This window comes from Mesosutterella faecium, assembly GCF_022809315.2.
GTDB classification, from domain to species: domain Bacteria; phylum Pseudomonadota; class Gammaproteobacteria; order Burkholderiales; family Burkholderiaceae_F; genus Mesosutterella; species Mesosutterella faecium.
Window position 1 is genome coordinate 24,938 of the sequence record NZ_JAKZJU020000001.1, and the last position, 17,640, is coordinate 42,577.

Annotated in this window: 15 protein-coding genes and 1 tRNA gene; 5 read left to right on the plus strand and 11 right to left on the minus strand. The window is 67.5% G+C overall.

All coding sequences use genetic code 11. The annotated features are described in order from the left end of the window. Positions 1-31: 31 nt before the first annotated feature. The 5 genes from MUN46_RS00185 to alr form a co-directional block, all read right to left on the minus strand. Positions 32-119: transfer RNA gene (locus MUN46_RS00185), tRNA-Leu, on the minus strand. A gap of 81 nt (positions 120-200) precedes the next feature. Further along, positions 201-1,049, minus strand: coding sequence for an urease accessory protein UreE (locus MUN46_RS00190; protein ID WP_243376905.1), 849 nt, complete (start codon positions 1,047-1,049; stop codon positions 201-203). Positions 1,050-1,105: 56 nt separating this feature from the next. Then, positions 1,106-2,431 (minus strand): DNA repair protein RadA, encoded by a 1,326-nt coding sequence (radA, locus tag MUN46_RS00195; RefSeq protein ID WP_237978553.1) that lies wholly within the window; start codon positions 2,429-2,431, stop codon positions 1,106-1,108. 141 nt (positions 2,432-2,572) lie between these two features. Beyond that, positions 2,573-2,812 carry a hypothetical protein gene (locus tag MUN46_RS00200; RefSeq protein ID WP_243376904.1) on the minus strand — a complete coding sequence of 80 codons (240 nt, stop codon included), beginning with the start codon at positions 2,810-2,812 and terminating at the stop codon, positions 2,573-2,575. A gap of 163 nt (positions 2,813-2,975) precedes the next feature. Then, complete coding sequence (gene alr / locus MUN46_RS00205) at positions 2,976-4,058, minus strand: alanine racemase (protein WP_243376903.1); 1,083 nt, start codon at positions 4,056-4,058, stop codon at positions 2,976-2,978. A 273-nt stretch (positions 4,059-4,331) separates the two neighbouring features. Here alr and lplT point away from each other — a divergent pair, with 273 nt between their 5' ends. Next, on the plus strand, positions 4,332-5,648 hold the full coding sequence (lplT, locus tag MUN46_RS00210; RefSeq protein ID WP_243376902.1) for a lysophospholipid transporter LplT: 1,317 nt from the start codon (positions 4,332-4,334) through the stop codon (positions 5,646-5,648). 30 nt (positions 5,649-5,678) lie between these two features. On the opposite strand, the gene MUN46_RS00215 is transcribed toward lplT, so the two are convergent. The 5 genes from MUN46_RS00215 to MUN46_RS00235 all read right to left on the minus strand — a co-directional run bounded on the left by MUN46_RS00215 (position 5,679) and on the right by MUN46_RS00235 (position 9,308). Next, positions 5,679-6,638, minus strand: a complete 960-nt coding sequence (locus tag MUN46_RS00215) for a phosphoglycerate dehydrogenase (protein ID WP_243376901.1) — start codon at positions 6,636-6,638, stop codon at positions 5,679-5,681. Positions 6,639-6,684: 46 nt separating this feature from the next. After that, entirely contained in the window at positions 6,685-7,578 is an 894-nt protein-coding gene (locus MUN46_RS00220; RefSeq protein WP_243376900.1) for a uracil-DNA glycosylase, read from the minus strand. Then, on the minus strand, positions 7,568-8,035 hold the full coding sequence (gene rimI, locus MUN46_RS00225; protein WP_243376899.1) for a ribosomal protein S18-alanine N-acetyltransferase: 468 nt from the start codon (positions 8,033-8,035) through the stop codon (positions 7,568-7,570). The genes MUN46_RS00220 and rimI overlap by 11 nt, the downstream gene beginning before the upstream one ends. Then, positions 8,032-8,754, minus strand: a complete 723-nt coding sequence (gene tsaB / locus MUN46_RS00230) for a tRNA (adenosine(37)-N6)-threonylcarbamoyltransferase complex dimerization subunit type 1 TsaB (protein ID WP_243376898.1) — start codon at positions 8,752-8,754, stop codon at positions 8,032-8,034. The genes rimI and tsaB overlap by 4 nt, the downstream gene beginning before the upstream one ends. Positions 8,755-8,876: 122 nt before the next feature. Further along, positions 8,877-9,308 (minus strand): DUF3106 domain-containing protein, encoded by a 432-nt coding sequence (locus MUN46_RS00235; protein ID WP_243376897.1) that lies wholly within the window; start codon positions 9,306-9,308, stop codon positions 8,877-8,879. Between the two features lie 230 nt (positions 9,309-9,538). Between MUN46_RS00235 and ompR the strand changes: the two genes are divergently transcribed. Both ompR and MUN46_RS00245 read left to right on the plus strand, forming a co-directional pair. Continuing rightward, positions 9,539-10,264: an osmolarity response regulator transcription factor OmpR gene (ompR, locus tag MUN46_RS00240; RefSeq protein ID WP_237978499.1), complete on the plus strand. Its 726-nt coding sequence runs from the start codon at positions 9,539-9,541 to the stop codon at positions 10,262-10,264. A gap of 48 nt (positions 10,265-10,312) precedes the next feature. After that, a complete protein-coding gene (locus MUN46_RS00245) occupies positions 10,313-11,731 on the plus strand; it encodes an ATP-binding protein (RefSeq protein WP_243376896.1) in 1,419 nt (472 codons plus the stop codon). Between the two features lie 60 nt (positions 11,732-11,791). Here the strand turns inward: MUN46_RS00245 and ispD are convergent, their stop codons facing one another. Beyond that, the gene (gene ispD, locus MUN46_RS00250) at positions 11,792-13,000 is read right to left on the minus strand and encodes a 2-C-methyl-D-erythritol 4-phosphate cytidylyltransferase (RefSeq protein ID WP_243376895.1); all 1,209 of its coding nucleotides are present in this window, start codon (positions 12,998-13,000) and stop codon (positions 11,792-11,794) included. 199 nt (positions 13,001-13,199) lie between these two features. Between ispD and mfd the strand changes: the two genes are divergently transcribed. Then, positions 13,200-16,658: a transcription-repair coupling factor gene (gene mfd / locus MUN46_RS00255; RefSeq protein WP_243376894.1), complete on the plus strand. Its 3,459-nt coding sequence runs from the start codon at positions 13,200-13,202 to the stop codon at positions 16,656-16,658. Positions 16,659-16,698: 40 nt separating this feature from the next. Then, positions 16,699-17,601: a phosphoserine phosphatase SerB gene (serB, locus tag MUN46_RS00260; RefSeq protein ID WP_243376893.1), complete on the plus strand. Its 903-nt coding sequence runs from the start codon at positions 16,699-16,701 to the stop codon at positions 17,599-17,601. Positions 17,602-17,640: the final 39 nt, after the last annotated feature.

The following is a 17,640-nucleotide window of genomic DNA, read 5'->3' on the forward strand; positions in this document are numbered from 1 at the left end:
ATCAAACAAAATCAACGAGAGTAGAAAAAAGTGGTGCGGGAAGTCGGACTTGAACCGACACGCCCTCAACGGGCACGGAGACCTAAACCCCGGGCGTCTACCAATTTCGCCATTCCCGCGCGCAGACCGCCCATTGTACTCAATCTTCAATGGAAAGGGAGCGCAGGCGGAGCGCCCCGCTCCCTTTTATCGACGAAAAATCAGGCTTTTTCGCCGGAATGGCCGCAGCAGCCTTTCTCGTCATGGTGGTGTCCGCCGCAGCAGCACCCGCCCTCTTCGCCCTCGCCGTGGTGATGGTGGCCGCAGCCGCACTCCCCGTCCTCGTCGTGGTGGTGCCCGCCGCAGCAGCACTCGCCCTCGTCGCCGTCGTGGTGATGATGGTGGCCGCAGCCGCACTCCCCGTCCTCGTCGTGATGGTGCCCGCCACAGCAGCACTCACCCTCGTCGCCGTCGTGGTGGTGATGGTGGCCGCAGCCGCACTCCCCGTCCTCGTCGTGATGGTGTCCGCCGCAGCAGCATTCGTCCTCATCGCCGTCGTGGTGGTGATGGTGGCCGCAGCCGCACTCCTCGTCCTCGTCGTGGTGGTGCCCGCAGCAGCAGCCGTCATGGTGATGATGGCCGCAGCAGGGGATGACCGGCGTGAAGGGCTCGGTCACCTCGGCGCAGGCCAGCCCGATCTGCTTGAGGGCGGCGCCGAGCGCCTCATCGGCCGCGACTCCGAAGCCGTCCTCGGTCTGCATCACGCGAAAGCCTCTCATCATGAGGGCGGCCGCGGCCTGCTCGAGCATCGTGGGGTCGCCCGTCACGTGATAAACCGCTTCCGGTGCCGCGTCGACCGCGTACATCGCGCCTTTTTCGTCCATGAAGATGTCGCCCACTTCGAGCACGCGCATGTCCGGGGCCTTCACTTCGTAGGATTCGCCTGCGGCTTCGAACGCCGCGGGAAGATCGAGGCGCTGCGAGAACGTGAGCGGGATCTTTTTCATGCGGGCGAGAAGCACGGGGGCGGGCGCAGAGCCCGGCGGGAGGAGACGGTTCAGAGTAATCATTTCAGAATCCGAAGTGAGCAGAAGGAAAAATAACGCAGTCTTCTAATCTTAAAGGCTTACGACATGCCCTGCACGGCGCTGATCGCCTCCGAGAGCTGCTCGACGGCCGTCACCTCGAGCCCCTCGATCGGAGCGCGGGGGCGGTTGGCCCTCGGGATGATGGCGCGCGAAAACCCGAGCTTGGCCGCCTCGCGCAGCCTGTCCTGGCCGCGCGGAGCCGGGCGGATCTCGCCGGCGAGCCCCACCTCGCCGAAGACGACGAGCCCGCGCGGCAGGGGCTTGTTGCGGATGGAGGAGAGAATCGCAAGCAGAACCGCCAGATCGGCCGCGGACTCGGAGACCTTCATGCCCCCGACCGCGTTGATGAAGACGTCCTGGTCAAAGCAGCTCAGGCCCGCATGCCGGTGCAGCACCGCAAGCAGCATCGACAGGCGCTGGCCGTCGAGCCCCACGGAAAGGCGCCGCGGCGCGGGCGAATGCGTTTCATCCACAAGTGCCTGCACCTCGACCAGCAGCGGCCTCGTGCCCTCCTGAGTGACGAGCACCACGGAGCCCGGCACGTTGTCGCGGTGCTCGGAGAGGAAAATCGCGGAAGGGTTGGAGACGCCCCTGAGCCCCTTGTCGGTCATGCCGAAGACGCCCAGCTCGTTCACCGCTCCGAAGCGGTTCTTGAAGGCCCGGATCATGCGGAAGTTCGAATGGGTGTCGCCCTCGAAGTAAAGGACGGTGTCCACGATGTGCTCAAGGATGCGGGGGCCGGCGAGCGACCCTTCCTTGGTGACGTGCCCGACGAAAAAGAGGGTGGTGCCCGAGGTCTTCGCAAGCCTGGTGAGCCGCGCGGCGCATTCGCGCACCTGGGCGACCGAGCCGGGGGCGGACTCGAGCTCGTCGGAAAAAATCGTCTGGATGGAGTCGATCACCACGAAGTCCGGCTTTTCCGCGACGATGACCCGCTCGATGGTTTCAAGCTCAATTTCGCTCATGAGCCTGATGCCCTCGGGCGGCAGCTCGAGGCGCTGGGCGCGCATGGCCACCTGCCCCGCGCTCTCCTCGCCCGAGACGTAAAGGGTCTTCAGCCCCTGGGCGACAAGCTTCGCGGTCACCTGCAGCAGCAGCGTCGACTTGCCGATCCCAGGGTCCCCGCCAATCAGGGTGACGGCGCCCTGCACTAGCCCGCCGCCGAGCACGCGGTCGAACTCGCGCAGCCCGGTGGGAATCCTCGGCAGGTTCTCTGCCTTCACGTCGGCGAGGTTTTTCACCTCCGTCGCCTCGATGATGGAGCGGCTCTTGTGGCGGGCCGAGCCGAACCTCGCCCCCGAGCCCTGCTCCACCTTGTATTCGGACAGCGTATTCCAGGCCTTGCAGGACGGGCACTGCCCCATCCATTTCGGGAAGCTCTCCCCGCACTGGCTGCAGACGTAGACGGTCTTGGTTTTCAAAGGCGCTCCTTGCTTGGTTTGCCGCGCCCTCGCAGCGCGGGCAGCCTATTGTGCACCCGCGGCGGCTCCCGCGCGTGCCTTCTTTTAAAAGGAAAATGCGCCCTGGGGCGAGCCCTCGACGCCGAAAAACCGAGCGTATTCCTCCCCGGTAAGAGCCGCGGCGCGTCTGCGGCCCCTCTTGGCCGCAGGACGCGGCTTGCCCGCAGCGCGCGGCTTGGCCGCCCTCTGCGGCCCGAAGAGCCCCTCGTCGGGCTCGGCCGTGAAGTCGGAGGCCATCAGGCGGAAGAATTCCCTTTCCAGTCTCTGTTTCTCTCTGGCTTTCATGATCATGCTCCTTTCTGCTGTTCAGGAACATCATCTCCCAGACCGGAGCGAACAACCGCAGATTAAATCTCTAATATATAAAAACTTATACAAAACAATAAGTTTTTAAAAAAGGGACGGAGTAGAAAATCCGTCCCTTCATTCCTTCAGGAAAAAGCTGCCGTCAGCCGACCGTGCGCACCGGCACCCGCGGCATCACCGAGCAGATGAGCTCATAGCCGATCGTGCCCGCGCAGGCCGCCACCTTGTTCACCGGGTTGTGTTTGCCCCAGAGCTCCACCCAGTCGCCCTCGCCCGCCTCGGGGATGTCCGTGAGGTCGATTTCCATCATGTCCATCGAGACGGCGCCGGTGGTCGGGGCAATGCGGCCCGCCACATAAACCGGAGAGCCGTTGGGCATTGCGCGCGGATAGCCGTCGGCGTAGCCGCAGGCGATGACGCCGATCCTTGAGGGCCTGCGGGCGATCCACTTGGAGCCGTAGCCCACGGCCTCGCCGGGCTCGAGGTGCTGGATGGCGATCAGCTTCGCGCGCAGGGTCTGAGCCGGGATGATGCCGAGATCTTCGCTCGTGAGTGTGCTGTCGGGGCTCACGCCGTAGAGGGCGATGCCGGCCCGCACCGCGTCGCCCTTCACTTCCGGGTGGAAAAGAATGCCGGTGGTCGCCGCGAGGCACACGCCCTTTTCCGTCCTGGCCAGGTCGCCCAGGCGCTGCATCTGCCTCGCCACGGTCGCGGGGCCGTCGGCCGTGTACGAGCGCTCGCCGTTCGCGAAATGCGTCACGATGCCCTTGTATTCCACGCAGGGGATCTTCTGCAGGCGCTCTTTCATCGCGGGAATCTCAGCGGGTCTGAAGCCCAGGCGGTTCATGCCGGTGTTCACCTTGAGGTGGCAGGCGATGTGGCGGATGTGCGACTGCTCGAGCAGCTCGATCAGGCGCAGGTCGCGCACCACGACCTCCGCGTCCGCCTTTTCGAGGACCGGGAGGTCCTCCGCGTCGAAGAAGCCCTCGATCATGAGGATGCGCTTCTTCCAGCCGAGCTCGCGCGCCTTCACCGCGTCCTCGATGTCGAGGATGGCGATCCCGTCGGCATCCTCGAAGGCCTTGAGGCAGTTGGCAAGGCCGTGGCCGTAGCCGTTGGCCTTGCAGACGGCCCAAAGCGTGCGGCCGGCGGCCGCCTCCCGCATCTTCGCCTCATTGTGGCGCAGCGCGTTCATATCAATCACGAGCTCAATTGGACGGGGCATTTCAGTTCCTTTTTTGTAACAGCGCGGCGGCCTTCCCTCGCGCCGCCCGCGCTTTCTCCGCACCACTCTACCACCACGGCCTCCGGGCAGGGGCAGGAGACCAGCCCCTCCTGCCGATGCCCGCGCCGCGGCATCCCCGCAGTTACACCTGTTACTTAAATTCGTTTATTTCTTTATTTCAAACGTCCCGAGGCTTTACAATTTTCCAGAAAATTCTCGCGGCCCCACGCCGGCGGGTGCTTATAAAAAAAGAGACTCCTGAGAGGAAAAGAATTGAATCGCGGCTTTTACACGATTATGGCGGCGCAGTTTTTTTCAAGCCTGGCCGACAACGCCCTGCTTATCGCCGCCATCGCTCTTCTGACCGAAATATCCGCCCCGGACTGGATGACGCCCCTGCTGAGGCTGTGCTTCACCATCAGCTATATCGTCTTTGCGGCCTATGTCGGCATTTTCGCCGACTCCATGCCGAAGGGGCGGGTGATGTTCCTCACCAACAACGTAAAGATGCTGGGCTGCCTGCTCATGCTTTTCGGCGGCCACCCGCTGCTCGCCTACGCGATCGTGGGCCTGGGGGCGGCTGCGTACTCGCCCGCGAAGTACGGCATCCTCACTGAAATGCTGCCGCCCTCGAAGCTCGTCGTGGCCAACGGCTGGATCGAAGGCCTCACGGTGATCGCCATCATCCTGGGCGTGGTGCTGGGCGGCGCGCTCATCCTACCCTCGGTCACCGGGCCGCTCGCGGCGCTGCCCGCGCTGCGGGCGATCGGGATCGACACGACGGCGCGCGCCGCGATCTTCATCATCTTCTTCATCTTCGGCCTGTCCGCGCTCATCAACCTGTTCATTCCTGACACCGGGGCGCGCTATCCGAAGAGCTCCTTCGAGCCGGTGAAGACCTTCTGCGGCTTCATGCGCTCCTGCCTCGTGCTCTGGAAGGACAAGCTCGGGCAGACCTCGCTTTGCGTGACCTCGATGTTCTGGGGCGCGGGGGCGGTCCTGCAGTTCCTCGTGCTCGCCTGGGCGGACACCAATTTCGGCCTGTCGCTGTCGCAGGCCACCGTGCTGCAGGCGACCGTTTCAATCGGCATCGCGATCGGCGCGATGAGCGCCGCGCGCTTCATCCCCATCAAGAAATCCCTGTCCGTGCTGCCCATGGGCGTGGTGATGGGCGTGATCGTGATCCTCGCGGCCTTCTTCAAGCGCAGCATGCTGCCCTATGACATTTCTCTGCCCGGCGGCATCACGATCGGCGCCTCCATCATCGTGGCGGGCCTCATCATGATCGTCGTGGGGGCGCTCGCCGGCTTCTTCGTGGTCCCGATGAACGCGCTGCTGCAAAACCGCGGCTACGTCCTCATGAGCGCCGGGCGCTCGATCGCGGTCCAGAACTTCAACGAGAACAGCTCCATGCTGATCATGCTGGGCGTCTACTCGCTCATGATCAAAGGCGGGCTTTCGACCAGCTCCATCATGGCAATCTTCGGCGCTTTCGTCGCGCTCGGCATGGTGCTCGTGATCCGCACCCACCGGCAGAACGCCCTGATGCATGACCTCTCCGGGCAGATCGGAGAGGAAAAGAAGTTCTGAAAAAACCGCCGCCCCCGGCGAGCTCCCTTTTCAAACCGCGCGGGCCCTGGGGCTGAGGGCGCCGCGCTCCCAGTCGAGGACGTTCTGCGCGGCGGCTCTCGCCATCAGCAGGCGGGTCTCCCCGGTGAAGGTGGAGGAGTGCGGCGTGAGAACCGCGTTTTCGCACTCCCGCAGCGGCGAGTCCGTGCAGGGCTCGCTGTCGTAGACATCGATCCCAGCGCCCCCGAGGTGCCCGCTTTTTAGCGCCGCGGCCAGCGCCCGGGCGTCGGCCACCGGGCCGCGCGCGATGTTGATGAAAACGGCCCCCTGCTTCATTGCGGCGAACTCCTTCGCGCCGAACATGCCGCGCGTCTCGGGCGTGAGCGGCGTGTTGACCGAAAGGTAGTCGCTGCGCGCGATGACTTCCTGCAGCGGCGCGTAGCTCACCCCGTAGGCCTCGTCCCAGCGGGGATCCGGATGGCGGCAGAAATAGAGGATCTTCATCCCGAAGGGCTTCGCGCGAAGTGCGATCTCGCGTCCGATTCCGCCGAACCCCACGAGGCCCAGGGTGGAACCCTTCGCGCCTCTTGCGAGCACCTTTTTCCAGATGCCGCCGTGCATCATCGAGCTCTGCAGGTCGACCCTGCGGGCGAAAAAGAGAATGTAGGCCATAACCTGCTCGGCCACGGCTCCCTCGACCGAGCCCACGCCCCTGCAGACCGTGATCCCGAGTTCCCGGCAGGCCTCAAGGTCGATCGAGTCGCAGCCCACGCCGCAGCGCGAAATGAGCCTGAGCTCCGGCAGCGCAGAGAGCACCCGGCGGCTGTAGGACTCCCGGCCCGCTATCACCGAGCGCGCCCCCTCAAGCGCCCCGATGATGTCGTCTTCGGGGCTGTTCGGCTGAAACCTGCCGCTCAGGTTCTGCACCTCGTAGCCCGCCCTCTCGAGCTCCGAGAACAGCTGCGGATCCGCCTTCGCGAAGCCGCCTGACGTAATGACCAGCTTTTTCATAAGCGAAAAACTTCCTGTGCCCGGCCAGCCCGGGGTTCAGGAGGCATTATGCCGCCGCGAGGAGCCGCTTGGCGGCGAGCAGGTCGTGCCAGAACTTCTCTTTTTCGGTCAGGCTTCGCAGCAGGTACGAAGGATGGTAGGTGACGATCGCGGGCACGCGCCGGCCGCCGATCTCCACCTCGTGGACCACGCCGCGCAGCCTCGCGATCGACAGGTCCGTGCCGAGCACCGTGCTCGCCGCGGGGCGGCCCATGAGAACGAGCGCCTTCGGAGCGAGAAGCTCGAGCTGGCGGTCGAGGAAGTGCCGGCACAGCGTCACCTCGCCGGGCTCGGGGTCGCGGTTGTGCGGCGGGCGGCACTTGAGCACGTTCACGATCGCGGCGTCGCGTCCCCGCTCGATCCCCACCGCCTCGAGCGCGTGGGTGAGCAGCTGCCCGCTTTTTCCTACGAAGGGCTTTCCCTGCATGTCCTCTTCCGCGCCGGGGGCCTCGCCCACCATGACAAGCGGGCAGCCCGGGGCTCCGTCGGCAAAGACCGTCCGGATCCGGGTCTTCGCAAGGCCGCAAGCCTCGCAGAGCGGAACCCGCCGCGCAAGCTCCTCCCAGGTGGCGGACCCGATGCCTTCGAAAATGGCAAGCGTCTTCTCGTGGGCGGAGGGGCCGGAGGCGGCCGGAGCCGGAGCGGGGGCCGCAGCCTGCCGGGCCTGCGGGGCAGCAACGGCGGCCGCCGCCGCGGGCTGCGCCCGCCCGGAAGGCTCAGGCGACCGGAAGGGAGCCGGACGCGGAGGGACTGGCGCAGGGGCGGGGGCGGGGGCGGAGACGGGAGCTGCGCTGGCGCGCGTTCCGGAGGGAAGCAGCGGATCCTCGGCCCCGCGCTCGATCCACTGGGGACCTATGCCGAGAGCCTCCCAGATTCGCGACCTTTCGGCGTCAAGCGGCATCCGGCTCGCTCCTTTCCATGATGAGGGCGTCCTCGCGGCTGCCGTCGGCGCAGCTGTAGTAGCCGCGGCGCCGGCCGACCTGCACGAACCCCTCGCCCGCGTAGAGCGAGCGGGCCGCGGCGTTGCTCGGCCGCACCTCGAGGAAGATCTTCGTGACCCCGCCCTCTTTCGAGTAGCGGAAAAAATCGTGCAGCAGCGCGCGGGCGACGCCCCGGCGGCGCGCACGCGGCGAGACCGCGACGGTGTAGACCTCCGCCTCGTCAAGCGCCTGGCCGGTCACGCAGTAGCCGAGAAGGACGCCTTCGGAGTCCACCGCGACGCGGCAGCGGGCCCGGCCGGCGAGGGCCGAGCGGTAGTCGGCGAGAGTCCAGGGGGACTCGAAGGCCTCGAGCTCGATCGCCATCACGGCCGGGAGGTCTCCGGCCGTCATGTCCCGAAGGGTGAACGCCGCGCTCAAAGCTTCTCTCCGGCTGCGCGCTGCTCGATCGTGAGCGCCACGCGGTTGCGGACGTAAAGGGGGGCGGCCTGCTCGGCGGGAACGGCGCGGCCCTCCAGGAAAAGGATCCGGGCGAGCCGTGCGATGTCAAGCGCCGTCGCCCGCGGCTCGTCCTGCAGGAGACGCAGACCCGTGCCCCGGAGCGCGTCGGGGAAGGCTGCAAGGGCGCTGCCTGCCGCGAGCCCGGCCCCGAGCCGCCCGGCCAGCGGCGCGAGCTCCTCCGGATTAAAGAGCGCAGGGGGCTCGAGCTCCTTCGGAGCCTGCCCGTCCCCGCCCTTTTCGTAAACCGCGGCATAGGCCTGGTGCATCCTCGCATCGATCGCCGCGAGCACCCGGGTGCCGGGGGCTTCGCGCTCCAGAACCCTGAAGGCAAGCGCCTGCAGGTTGCCGACCGCGACGACGGGCTTTTCGCGCGCCCAGGCGAGGCCCTGGGCAACGCCGCAGGCGACCCGCAGACCCGTGAAGGCCCCCGGGCCGGCTCCGAAGGCGACCGCGTCGAGGCCGCCCAAGTCCTCGCCCGCTTTCTTAAGCACCGAGTCCACCATAAGGAGCACTTTCTCGGAGTGCCCGCTGCCCGTGCCCTCGTCCTCGAGAACGGACTGGGACCCGCGAGCAAGCGCGACGGAGCAGAACTGTGTGGCGGTGTCAAGGGCGAGAATGAGCGGGTCGGTGTTCGGCATGACGATAGGATCAAAAAAAACGGTGCGCGAAAGGAGCCGCTTCTTTAATCAAAAGCGGCGCGCAGCCTCAGCATTCGGATTTTAACGCGGCCCCGGGCCCTGCAAGGAAGCGGCGCACGGCCTCAGGGGCGCCCGGCCGGACCCGGGCCAGAGGCCGGACGGTCGTGCGGGAAGAGCCCGTGGTGCTGGTACTCCATGTGCACTTCCATGATCTGGCGGCGCAGGTACCGGCGCTCCTTGGGCGAAAGCGAGTCAAACTCCGCGGGTCCGCCCGCGGGGACCACCATGCAGTCATAGCGGCGGCGGATCTGGTCGCGGCGGATCGGGCGCAGCTTGTCGCGCAGCTCCTGGCGCTCGCCCTCGGTCATGTAGGACCAGAGGCGCTTTCTCGCCTCACGGCTCATGGCAGGCCAGATATCGGCGCGCTCCTGCAGCGAGAGCCCCGACCACTCGGCCGCCGTACAGGAGCGGTTGCAGGCCGGAGCCTCCTGGGCAAGCGTGGCGCAGGAGGCGAGCGTCGCGGCCAGCGCGGCGATGAATAGACTCTTTTTCATGAAGCAGGCAATGGGTTTTAAGGAAGGGGACGGCAGGAAATCAGCCTGCTGCCCCGCGATTCCTATCGTATGTCAAATGCCGCCGGATGTCCCGTGAAATTCTTTTCAACCGCAATTCAATTGTTACAGCTTGTTTTATTGCAAGGCAGAAAATTTGTAACAGAGGAAAATGTAACAGAGTTCCCGCCCGTGGCTGAGGCGGGGAAAATTGCTTTAAAAGGAAACAAGAGATGCCCTCTGAGCGCAAACCCAAGATTCTGGTGGTGGACGACGACCCGAGGCTGCGCGACCTGCTGCGCCGCTATCTCGGGGAAAACGGCTTCACGGTCTTCGTGGCCGAGGACGGCCAGTCGATGAACAGGCTGTGGATGCGCGAGCGCTTCGACGCTCTCATCCTCGACCTGATGCTGCCGGGCGAGGACGGGCTGGCCATCCTCAAGCGGCTACGTGCCGCGAAGGACAAGACCCCGGTGATCATGCTCACCGCCCGCGGCGAGGACGTGGACCGCATCGTGGGGCTCGAGCTGGGCGCCGACGACTACATTCCGAAGCCCTTCAACCCGCGCGAGCTTCTCGCCCGCATCCACGCGGTGCTGCGCCGCCAGCCCGCCGTCGAGACGCCCGGGGCCCCCGCCGGTGAAAACGAAGTGGTGAAGTTCGGCGACTTCGAGCTCGACCTCGGCACCCGCGTCCTCAGGAAAAACGGCCAGGCCGTGCCGCTCACGACCGGGGAGTTTGCCGTGATGAAGGCCTTTGCGCGCCACCCGCGCATGCCGCTGTCGCGCGACAAGCTCATGGAGATGGCCCGCGGCCGCGAGTACGAGGCCTTCGACCGCTCGCTTGACGTGCAGGTCTCGCGCCTGAGAAAGCTGATCGAGCCCGAGCCGAGCAAGCCGCGCTACCTGCAGACCGTCTGGGGCCTGGGCTACGTCTTCATCCCCGACGGCCATAACTGACCGGCCATGCGGGCGGCGCCTGCCGCCCGCCCTTAGAATCACAAGCTTATGAGCAAGGATCGGGAAGAGCTGACCTACCGGGGCTCCAGCATGTTCTGGCGCACCTTCACCATGCTGATGCTCCTCATCACGCTGTCCGTGCTGGGGGGACTGCAGACGTACTGGACCTTCAATGAGCTGCCGGTCGCCAAGGGCGTTGAAATGCAGATCGTCTCAATGACGAACCTCACGCGCTTCGCCCTGGTGTCGGCGGACCCCCTCTACCGCACCGACCTGCTCACAAGCCTCGCCTCGCTCGAGATCCGGATCCTTCCCAAGGAGCCGGGCGACCGGGTCGAGCCGCTCAAGCAGAATTCGACAGTCGAGCTGATCGAGTCGATGGTGAAGGAGGACCTGGGCGACGACACCGTGCTTGCAGGCCGCGTGAACGGCGAGCCCGGGCTGTGGGTGTCGCTGTCGATCGATGGCGACGAGTACTGGCTCATGACCCGCCAGAACATCTTCGACAAGCCCTCAGGCTCGAACTGGCTGTGGTGGGCGCTGATCGCCTTCCTGCTCTCCACGATCGGCGCGACGATGCTCACGCGCCACATCGTCGAGCCGCTCGCCAACCTCACGCGCGCCGCCCAGGCGCTGGGCCACGGCAAAGTTCCCGACAAGCTCCCGGACGCGGGCCCCAAGGAGATTTGCGAGGTGAACCGCGCCTTCAATACGATGGTGCTCGACCTCGCGCGCATGGAAGAGGACCGCGAGCTGCTGCTCGCGGGCGTGAGCCACGACCTGCGCACCCCGATCACGAGGCTGCGGCTCGAGGTCGAGCTCGCCTCGTTGCCCGAGGACTCGAGAAACGCCATGGTGCAGGACCTCGAGCAGATGGAGAACATCGTCAACCAGTTCCTCGCCTATGCGAGGCGCTCGAACACGCCGCTCGAGCTCACGAACCTGGGCGAGACCGTCGCCTCGGCGATCGCCACCTCCCGGATGGACGAGGACCCGAATGTCTCGCTCGACTGCGTGATCCGCAAGGACGTCTTCATCATGGCCCACCCGGTCGAGATCGGCCGCATCGTACAGAACCTGCTCGTCAATGCGAGCCGCTACGGGCGCTGCGAGGACGGCAGGCTCGAGGTTTTCGTGAGCGTCGGAATACAAAACGGGCAGGCGCTGCTGTCGGTCTGCGACCACGGCAGGGGGCTGCCCGAGTCCGAGATGGAGCGCGTGCTGCGGCCCTTCGAGCGCGGCGAGAAGGCCCGCACGGGCTCGACGGGCTCGGGCCTCGGGCTCGCGATCGTCGACCGGATCGCGAAGCGCTCGGGCGGCGCAGTGAAGCTCTCGAAGAACAACCCGAGCGGGCTCGCGGTCGAAATCCGCTTCCCCGTCGCAGAGCCCCCGAAGAAGACCCGCCGCAAGGACGATAAAAAGAAGGAGTCCCAGGAGCCCGCCGCCGGGGAGAAGGACAAACCCTGACCCGGCTCTCCTCCGGGCGCAAGGCCTCTTTTGAGGCGGGGCCCTGAGCCCCGCCGCGCCTCAGGCTTTTTTGAGCAGCACGGCGGCCGAGGCCTCGATCGCCAGCCCCTCTCCCACCGCGTCCTGGCCTTCCTTGGTCTTCGCCTTCACGTTCACGAGCGCCTCGGGAACGCCCAGCGCCGCGGCCACGCTCGCGCGGATCGCGCTCTTCCAGGGCGTGAGCCTCGGGCGCTCGGCGGTCACCGTGGCATCCAGATTCACGACCTCCCAGCCGGCCCCCCGCACGCGCTCCATCGCGCAGGCGAGCAGCTCGCGGCTGTCCGCATCCTTCCAGCGCGCCTCCGAGGGCGGGAACATCTCCCCGATGTCGCCCAGTCCCGCGGCCCCGAGCACCGCGTCGGTCACCGCGTGCAGCAGCGCGTCGGCGTCCGAGTGCCCCGCGAGCCCTTTTTCAAAGGGGATCTCAACCCCGCCCAGGATCAGCCTGCGGCCCGCCTCGAGCCTGTGGATGTCCCAGCCCTGTCCCACTCGCAAATCCATCTTCTCCTCTCCTTCGCGGGCGATGAGCCTCGCGATCCGCGCGTCGCCGGGCAGCGTCACCTTGAAGTTGCAGGGGCTGCCGGGCACGACGCGCACCCCGCCGCCCGAGCGCTCGATCGCCGAGGCCTCGTCGGTCACGCCCGAAAGGTCTCCCGAGAGCGCGGCCGCGAGCTCCCCGGCGCGGAACACCTGCGGAGTCGCGGCCCGGAAGAGCTCGCTGCGGTCAAGCGTCTCGAGCACCCGCCCCGAACGGTCGACTCGCTTGACGGTGTCGGTCATGGGAAGGGCGAGAATCGCCCCGCTGCCGCCCCCTGAGCGCGCCGCCGCGAGCAGCCGCTCGAGGTCTTCGGGCGGCACGAAGGGGCGCGCCGCGTCGTGCACCATCACCCAGTCGTCAGGCCGTGCCGCGGGGCTCGCCTCCCGCAGCAGCCACTCGAGCCCCCCGCGTACCGTCTCCGCGCGGCTTGCGCCGCCCCGCCTCACCACCCGGGCGCAGGCGGGCAGCCTGAGGCCGCCGATCCAGGGGTCGTCTGCGGAGACCACCACGGCGATGCAGGAGAGCTCCTTCACGGCCGAGAGGGCCTCGAGCGTCGCCTCGAGCATCGTGCGGCCCGCGAGCTCCATGTACTGCTTGGGCCGCCCGAGCCCCATGCGGGAGCCGACCCCGGCGGCTGGAACAAGGGCGAAAACTCTGGGGGACGCCCCCTCGGCTGCTTTGGTCTGCCTCATCGGCCCTCCGACATGAAAAAAGTGGTCTTTCCCGGAAAGAAACGCAGGGCCGGACCCGCTGCGGGCCCGGCCGCGCTACTGAATATAATCGGAATGGCGGCGGCCTGGAAAGCGGGCCGCCCTCTTCTTCCGGCAGGAGCCGCCCGCCCCGGCGCAAGGGGCGCAAGGCGGCCGCCCTGCAGCGCACTGGCAATCATCCATGACCTTCGAAGGCCTGCTCTCTGAAAAGCTCTTTGAACCCCATGCGGGGACGAACCGGCGGCTCACCGCCGCCCCGGGCGTGAGCGACGCCCTGGCGGCCGCGCTCGCGGCGCGCGAGTGCGCGCAGCACGCGGCCCCCCTTATCGTGCTCTGCGCGGACGCCTCGGATCCGGACCGCCTCGCCGAGGAGATCTCCTGGTACGAGCCGCAGCTGTCCGTGCGCGTCTTCCCCGACTGGGAGACGCTGCCCTATGACATGATCTCGCCGCACGAAGACCTCGTCTCCGAACGGCTCGAGACGCTCTTCCGGCTCGCCTCCCGGGTGCCGGGCCGGCGAGCCGCCTCCCGCGGCGGCATCGACGTGCTGCTCGTCTCGGCGACCACGGCGAGCCTGAGGCTGCCGCCCCCCGCCTTCGTCTCGGCCACCACCTTTTTCTTCAGCCGCGGCGACGTCATCTCCACCACGGACTTCAAGCGCCGGCTCGTCATGGCCGGCTACTCGGCCGTGAGCCAGGTGATGGCCCCGGGCGAATTCTGCGTGCGCGGGGAGATCATCGACATCTACCCGATGGGCGCCCCCTCGCCCTACCGCATCGGGCTCTTCGACGACGAGATCGAGACGCTGCGGACCTTCGACGAGACCACGCAGCGCACGACCGGCGACGTGCAGACCGTGCGCATCCTGCCCGGCCGCGAGTTCCCGATGGACGAGGCGGGCACGCAGCTCTTCCGCAAGAACTGGCAGAAGACCTTCCCGAAGGCCCCCGCCTCGAGCCCGGTCGTGCGCGACATCGCCTCGCACGTCGCCCCCGCGGGGATCGAGTACTACCTGCCGCTTTTCTTCGAGCAGACCGCCACGATCTTCGACTACGCGGGCAAAGACGCGAAGTTTCTGCTCGTGGGCCCCGTGAACGACGCCCTCGAGCGGTTCATGTCGGAGACGCGTCAGCGCTACGTCTTTCTCTCGCACGATGCCGAGCGGCCGGCGCTGCCGCCCGAGTCGCTCTACCTCTCCGCCGAGGAGTTCTTCAAAACGCTCGGGCCCCTGCCGCACTGGAAGCTCGAGGCGCAGGCCGAATCGCCCCTGCCGCCGCTTGCCGTCGACCGCCGCGCGAAGGATCCCCTCGCGGACTTCAGGAAGTGGCTCGCCTCGGCGCGCGCGGAAAAGCTTCGGGTTCTGGTCGCCGCGGCCTCGCCCGGGCGCGAGGAGACGGTGCGGGAGCTCTTCCGCGAGCACGGGCTCGAGCCCGAGCCGTGCGGATCCTTCGAGGCCTTCGCCGAGGGCGGCCAGGACTTCGCGATCACCCACGCCCCGCTCTCGCGCGGGCTGCTGCTGCGCGAAGAGCACCTCGCGCTCGTGACCGAGACCGAGCTGTACCGCGCAGGGCCCCGCCGCCGCAGCCGCCGCCGCGAGCACCGCACGAACGTCGACGCGATGATCCGCGACCTCTCGGAGCTGCGCATCGGAGACCCCGTCGTCCACGTCGAGCACGGCATCGGCCGCTACGAGGGCCTGGTCACGCTCGAGACGCAGGAGGGGCCCTCCGAGTGCCTGCAGCTCGAGTACGCGCAGGGCGCGAAGCTCTACGTGCCGGTCTCCCAGCTGCACCTCATTTCGCGCTACAGCGGCGCGGACCGCGAGCACGCGCCCCTGCACAGGCTCGGCCGGGGCGACTGGGAGAAGGCGAAGAAAAAGGCCTCCGAGCAGGTCCGCGACACCGCCGCGGAGCTGCTCAACCTCTACGCCCGGCGCGCGAGCCGCCCCGGGCTCGTCTTTTCCTGCCCGCAGGAGGACATGGAGCGCTTCGCCGAGGGCTTCCCCTTTGAGGAGACCGCCGACCAGCAGGCCGCGATCGACGCGGTGATCTCCGACATGACCAGCGGCCGCCCCATGGACCGGCTCGTGTGCGGCGACGTGGGCTTCGGCAAGACCGAGGTCGCGCTGCGCGCGGCGTTCCTCGCCGTGATGAGCGGCCGGCAGGTGGCGGTGCTGTGCCCGACCACGCTGCTGGCCGAGCAGCACGCCCAGACCTTCCGGGACCGGTTCGCGAGCTGGCCGGTGACGGTGGTCGAGCTGTCGCGCTTCAGGAGCGCGAAGGAAACGGCCGCGGCGCTCAAGGCGCTCGCCGACGGAACCGCCGACATCGTGATCGGCACCCACAAGCTTCTCTCCGAGAGCGTGAAGTTCGCCTCCCTCGGACTCGTCGTGGTCGACGAGGAGCACCGCTTCGGCGTGCGGCAGAAGGAAAAGCTCAAGGAGCTGCGCGCCGAGGTTGACGTGCTCACCCTCACCGCCACCCCGATCCCGAGGACGCTGTCGATGTCGCTCGAGGGCGTGAGGGACTTCTCGGTGATCGCGACCGCCCCCGAGAAGCGCCTTGCCGTGAAGACCTTCGTGAGGCCCGAGAGCAACGCGCTCATCCGCGAGGCGATCCTGCGCGAGCTCAAGCGCGGCGGCCAGGTCTACTTTCTGCACAACGAGGTGGAGACGATCCAAAGCCGCTTCGAGCGGCTCTCGGAGCTCGTGCCCGAGGCGCGCATCGCGGTCGCCCACGGGCAGATGCCGGAGCGCGAGCTCGAGCACGTGATGCGCGAGTTCTACCAGCAGAAGTACAACGTGCTGCTGTGCACGACCATCATCGAGACAGGCATCGACATCCCGACGGCCAACACGATCATCATCCACCGGGCCGACAAGCTGGGGCTCGCGCAGCTGCATCAGCTGCGGGGCCGCGTCGGCCGCAGCCACCACCAGGCCTACGCCTACCTGCTCGTGCCGCCCGAGGCCTCGATCACGAAAAACGCCGAGAAGCGGCTCGAGGCCCTGCAGAACCTCGAGGAGCTGGGCAGCGGCTTTTACCTCGCCATGCACGACCTGGAGATCCGCGGCGCGGGCGAGGTGCTGGGCGAGCGCCAGTCGGGCGAGATCGCAAGCGTCGGTTTCGACCTCTACAACCAGATGCTGCAGGACGCGGTGCGGTCGCTTCGCAGGGGCGAGACGCCCGACATCGAGCACCCGTTCGCCTCGGTGGCGGAGATCAACCTGCACGCCCCGGCGCTGCTGCCCTCGGACTACGTGCCCGACGTCGGCCAGAGGCTCTCCTTTTACAAGGCCCTTGCGGCGGCCGGCGACACGGCGGCCCTCAACGACGTGGTCGAGGACCTCGCCGACCGCTACGGCGAGCCGCCCGAACCCGCCCGGATGCTGGTCGCGACGCACAGGCTGCGGCTTGTCTGCGAGGGGCTCGGCATCAAGAAGATCGACTCCTCGCGCGAGGCGACCCTCATCACCGTCTCCGAGCACCCGAAGTTCGAGCCCCTGAAGCTGATCGACCTCATGCAGAGCCGCACCGACGTGCGCATGGCAGGCCCCCAGCGCATTAAGATCACCCAGAGCCTGCCCGAAGCGAAGGACCGCGTCGCGATGCTGCGCGGCTTTCTCGCGAAGCTCGCCTGACAGGGGAGCCGGGAAAGGAAAAAAACAAGGAGAACAGCTGATGGACAGAACCTTTGACCTGGTGATCCAGGGGCCGGATCTCACGGCCTCGGCCCTGCCGCAGGCCGCGCTCGAGCTTTCCGCCGAGCGGGTCCCCGCGGGTCCCGGCGCGCTGCGGCTGCGCGCGGTCGACCCCGCGCGGGCCCGCGCGCTCCTGCCCGGGCTCGACGCCCTGGGGCTCGACGCAGCGCTCGTCCCCTCGGGGCTGCTCCTCACGGACTTCCGGGTGGCCGCAAGCGACTTCGACAGCACGCTCTGCGCCGAGGAGACGCTCGATCAGGTGGCCCGCCGCGAGGGCTACGGAGAAGAGGTCGCGCGTGTCACGGAGCGGGCGATGAGGGGCGAGATCCGCAACTATTCGGAGAGCCTTCGCGAGCGCATCCGCCTCATCGCGGGCTGCCCCGAGCGAGCCTTCACGGACTACGCCGCGGGCCTGCGCTACAACCCGGGCGCCGAGACCCTGATGGCCGCCTTCCGGGCCGCGGGGCTGCGCCGCTACATCGTCTCGGCGGGCTTCGACCAGATCATGGAGGCCGGGGCGCGGCATTTCGCGGCCGAGGGCTGGCGCTGCAACCGGCTCGAGGTGAAGGACGGGGTGCTTACCGGGCGGGTCTCCGGGCCGCAGGAGAACGGGGGCGAGATCATCGACGGCGAGGGCAAGCGCCGGATGGTCGAGCAGCTCTGCCGCGACGCGGGGGCGTCTCCAAAGCAGCTGATCACCCTGGGCGACGGCTGGAACGACGTGCCGATGCTGCGCTTCGCGGGCCTGGGCGTCGCCTATCACGCGAAACCGCGCGTGCGCGCCCAGGTCCCCCTGCAGGTGAACCACCTGGGGCTCGACTCCGTGCTCTCCTGGTTCGAGGACGGCGAGCGCTGGCGGCAGGCGGCCCTCGCCGGGGGCTGAAGGCCCGCCTCTTTTAAAGAGGAGAGGCGGGGGAGGCTT

Coding starts and splice junctions, on each gene's coding strand:
- MUN46_RS00190 (WP_243376905.1), bottom strand. CDS start 1,049: ATGATTACTCTGAACCGTCTCCTCCCGCCGGGCTCTGCGCCCGCCCCC.
- radA (WP_237978553.1), bottom strand. CDS start 2,431: ATGGGGCAGTGCCCGTCCTGCAAGGCCTGGAATACGCTGTCCGAATAC.
- MUN46_RS00200 (WP_243376904.1), bottom strand. CDS start 2,812: ATGAAAGCCAGAGAGAAACAGAGACTGGAAAGGGAATTCTTCCGCCTG.
- alr (WP_243376903.1), bottom strand. CDS start 4,058: ATGCCCCGTCCAATTGAGCTCGTGATTGATATGAACGCGCTGCGCCAC.
- MUN46_RS00215 (WP_243376901.1), bottom strand. CDS start 6,638: ATGAAAAAGCTGGTCATTACGTCAGGCGGCTTCGCGAAGGCGGATCCG.
- MUN46_RS00220 (WP_243376900.1), bottom strand. CDS start 7,578: ATGCCGCTTGACGCCGAAAGGTCGCGAATCTGGGAGGCTCTCGGCATA.
- tsaB (WP_243376898.1), bottom strand. CDS start 8,754: ATGCCGAACACCGACCCGCTCATTCTCGCCCTTGACACCGCCACACAG.
- MUN46_RS00235 (WP_243376897.1), bottom strand. CDS start 9,308: ATGAAAAAGAGTCTATTCATCGCCGCGCTGGCCGCGACGCTCGCCTCC.
- ompR (WP_237978499.1), top strand. CDS start 9,539: ATGCCCTCTGAGCGCAAACCCAAGATTCTGGTGGTGGACGACGACCCG.
- MUN46_RS00245 (WP_243376896.1), top strand. CDS start 10,313: ATGAGCAAGGATCGGGAAGAGCTGACCTACCGGGGCTCCAGCATGTTC.
- ispD (WP_243376895.1), bottom strand. CDS start 13,000: ATGAGGCAGACCAAAGCAGCCGAGGGGGCGTCCCCCAGAGTTTTCGCC.
- mfd (WP_243376894.1), top strand. CDS start 13,200: ATGACCTTCGAAGGCCTGCTCTCTGAAAAGCTCTTTGAACCCCATGCG.
- serB (WP_243376893.1), top strand. CDS start 16,699: ATGGACAGAACCTTTGACCTGGTGATCCAGGGGCCGGATCTCACGGCC.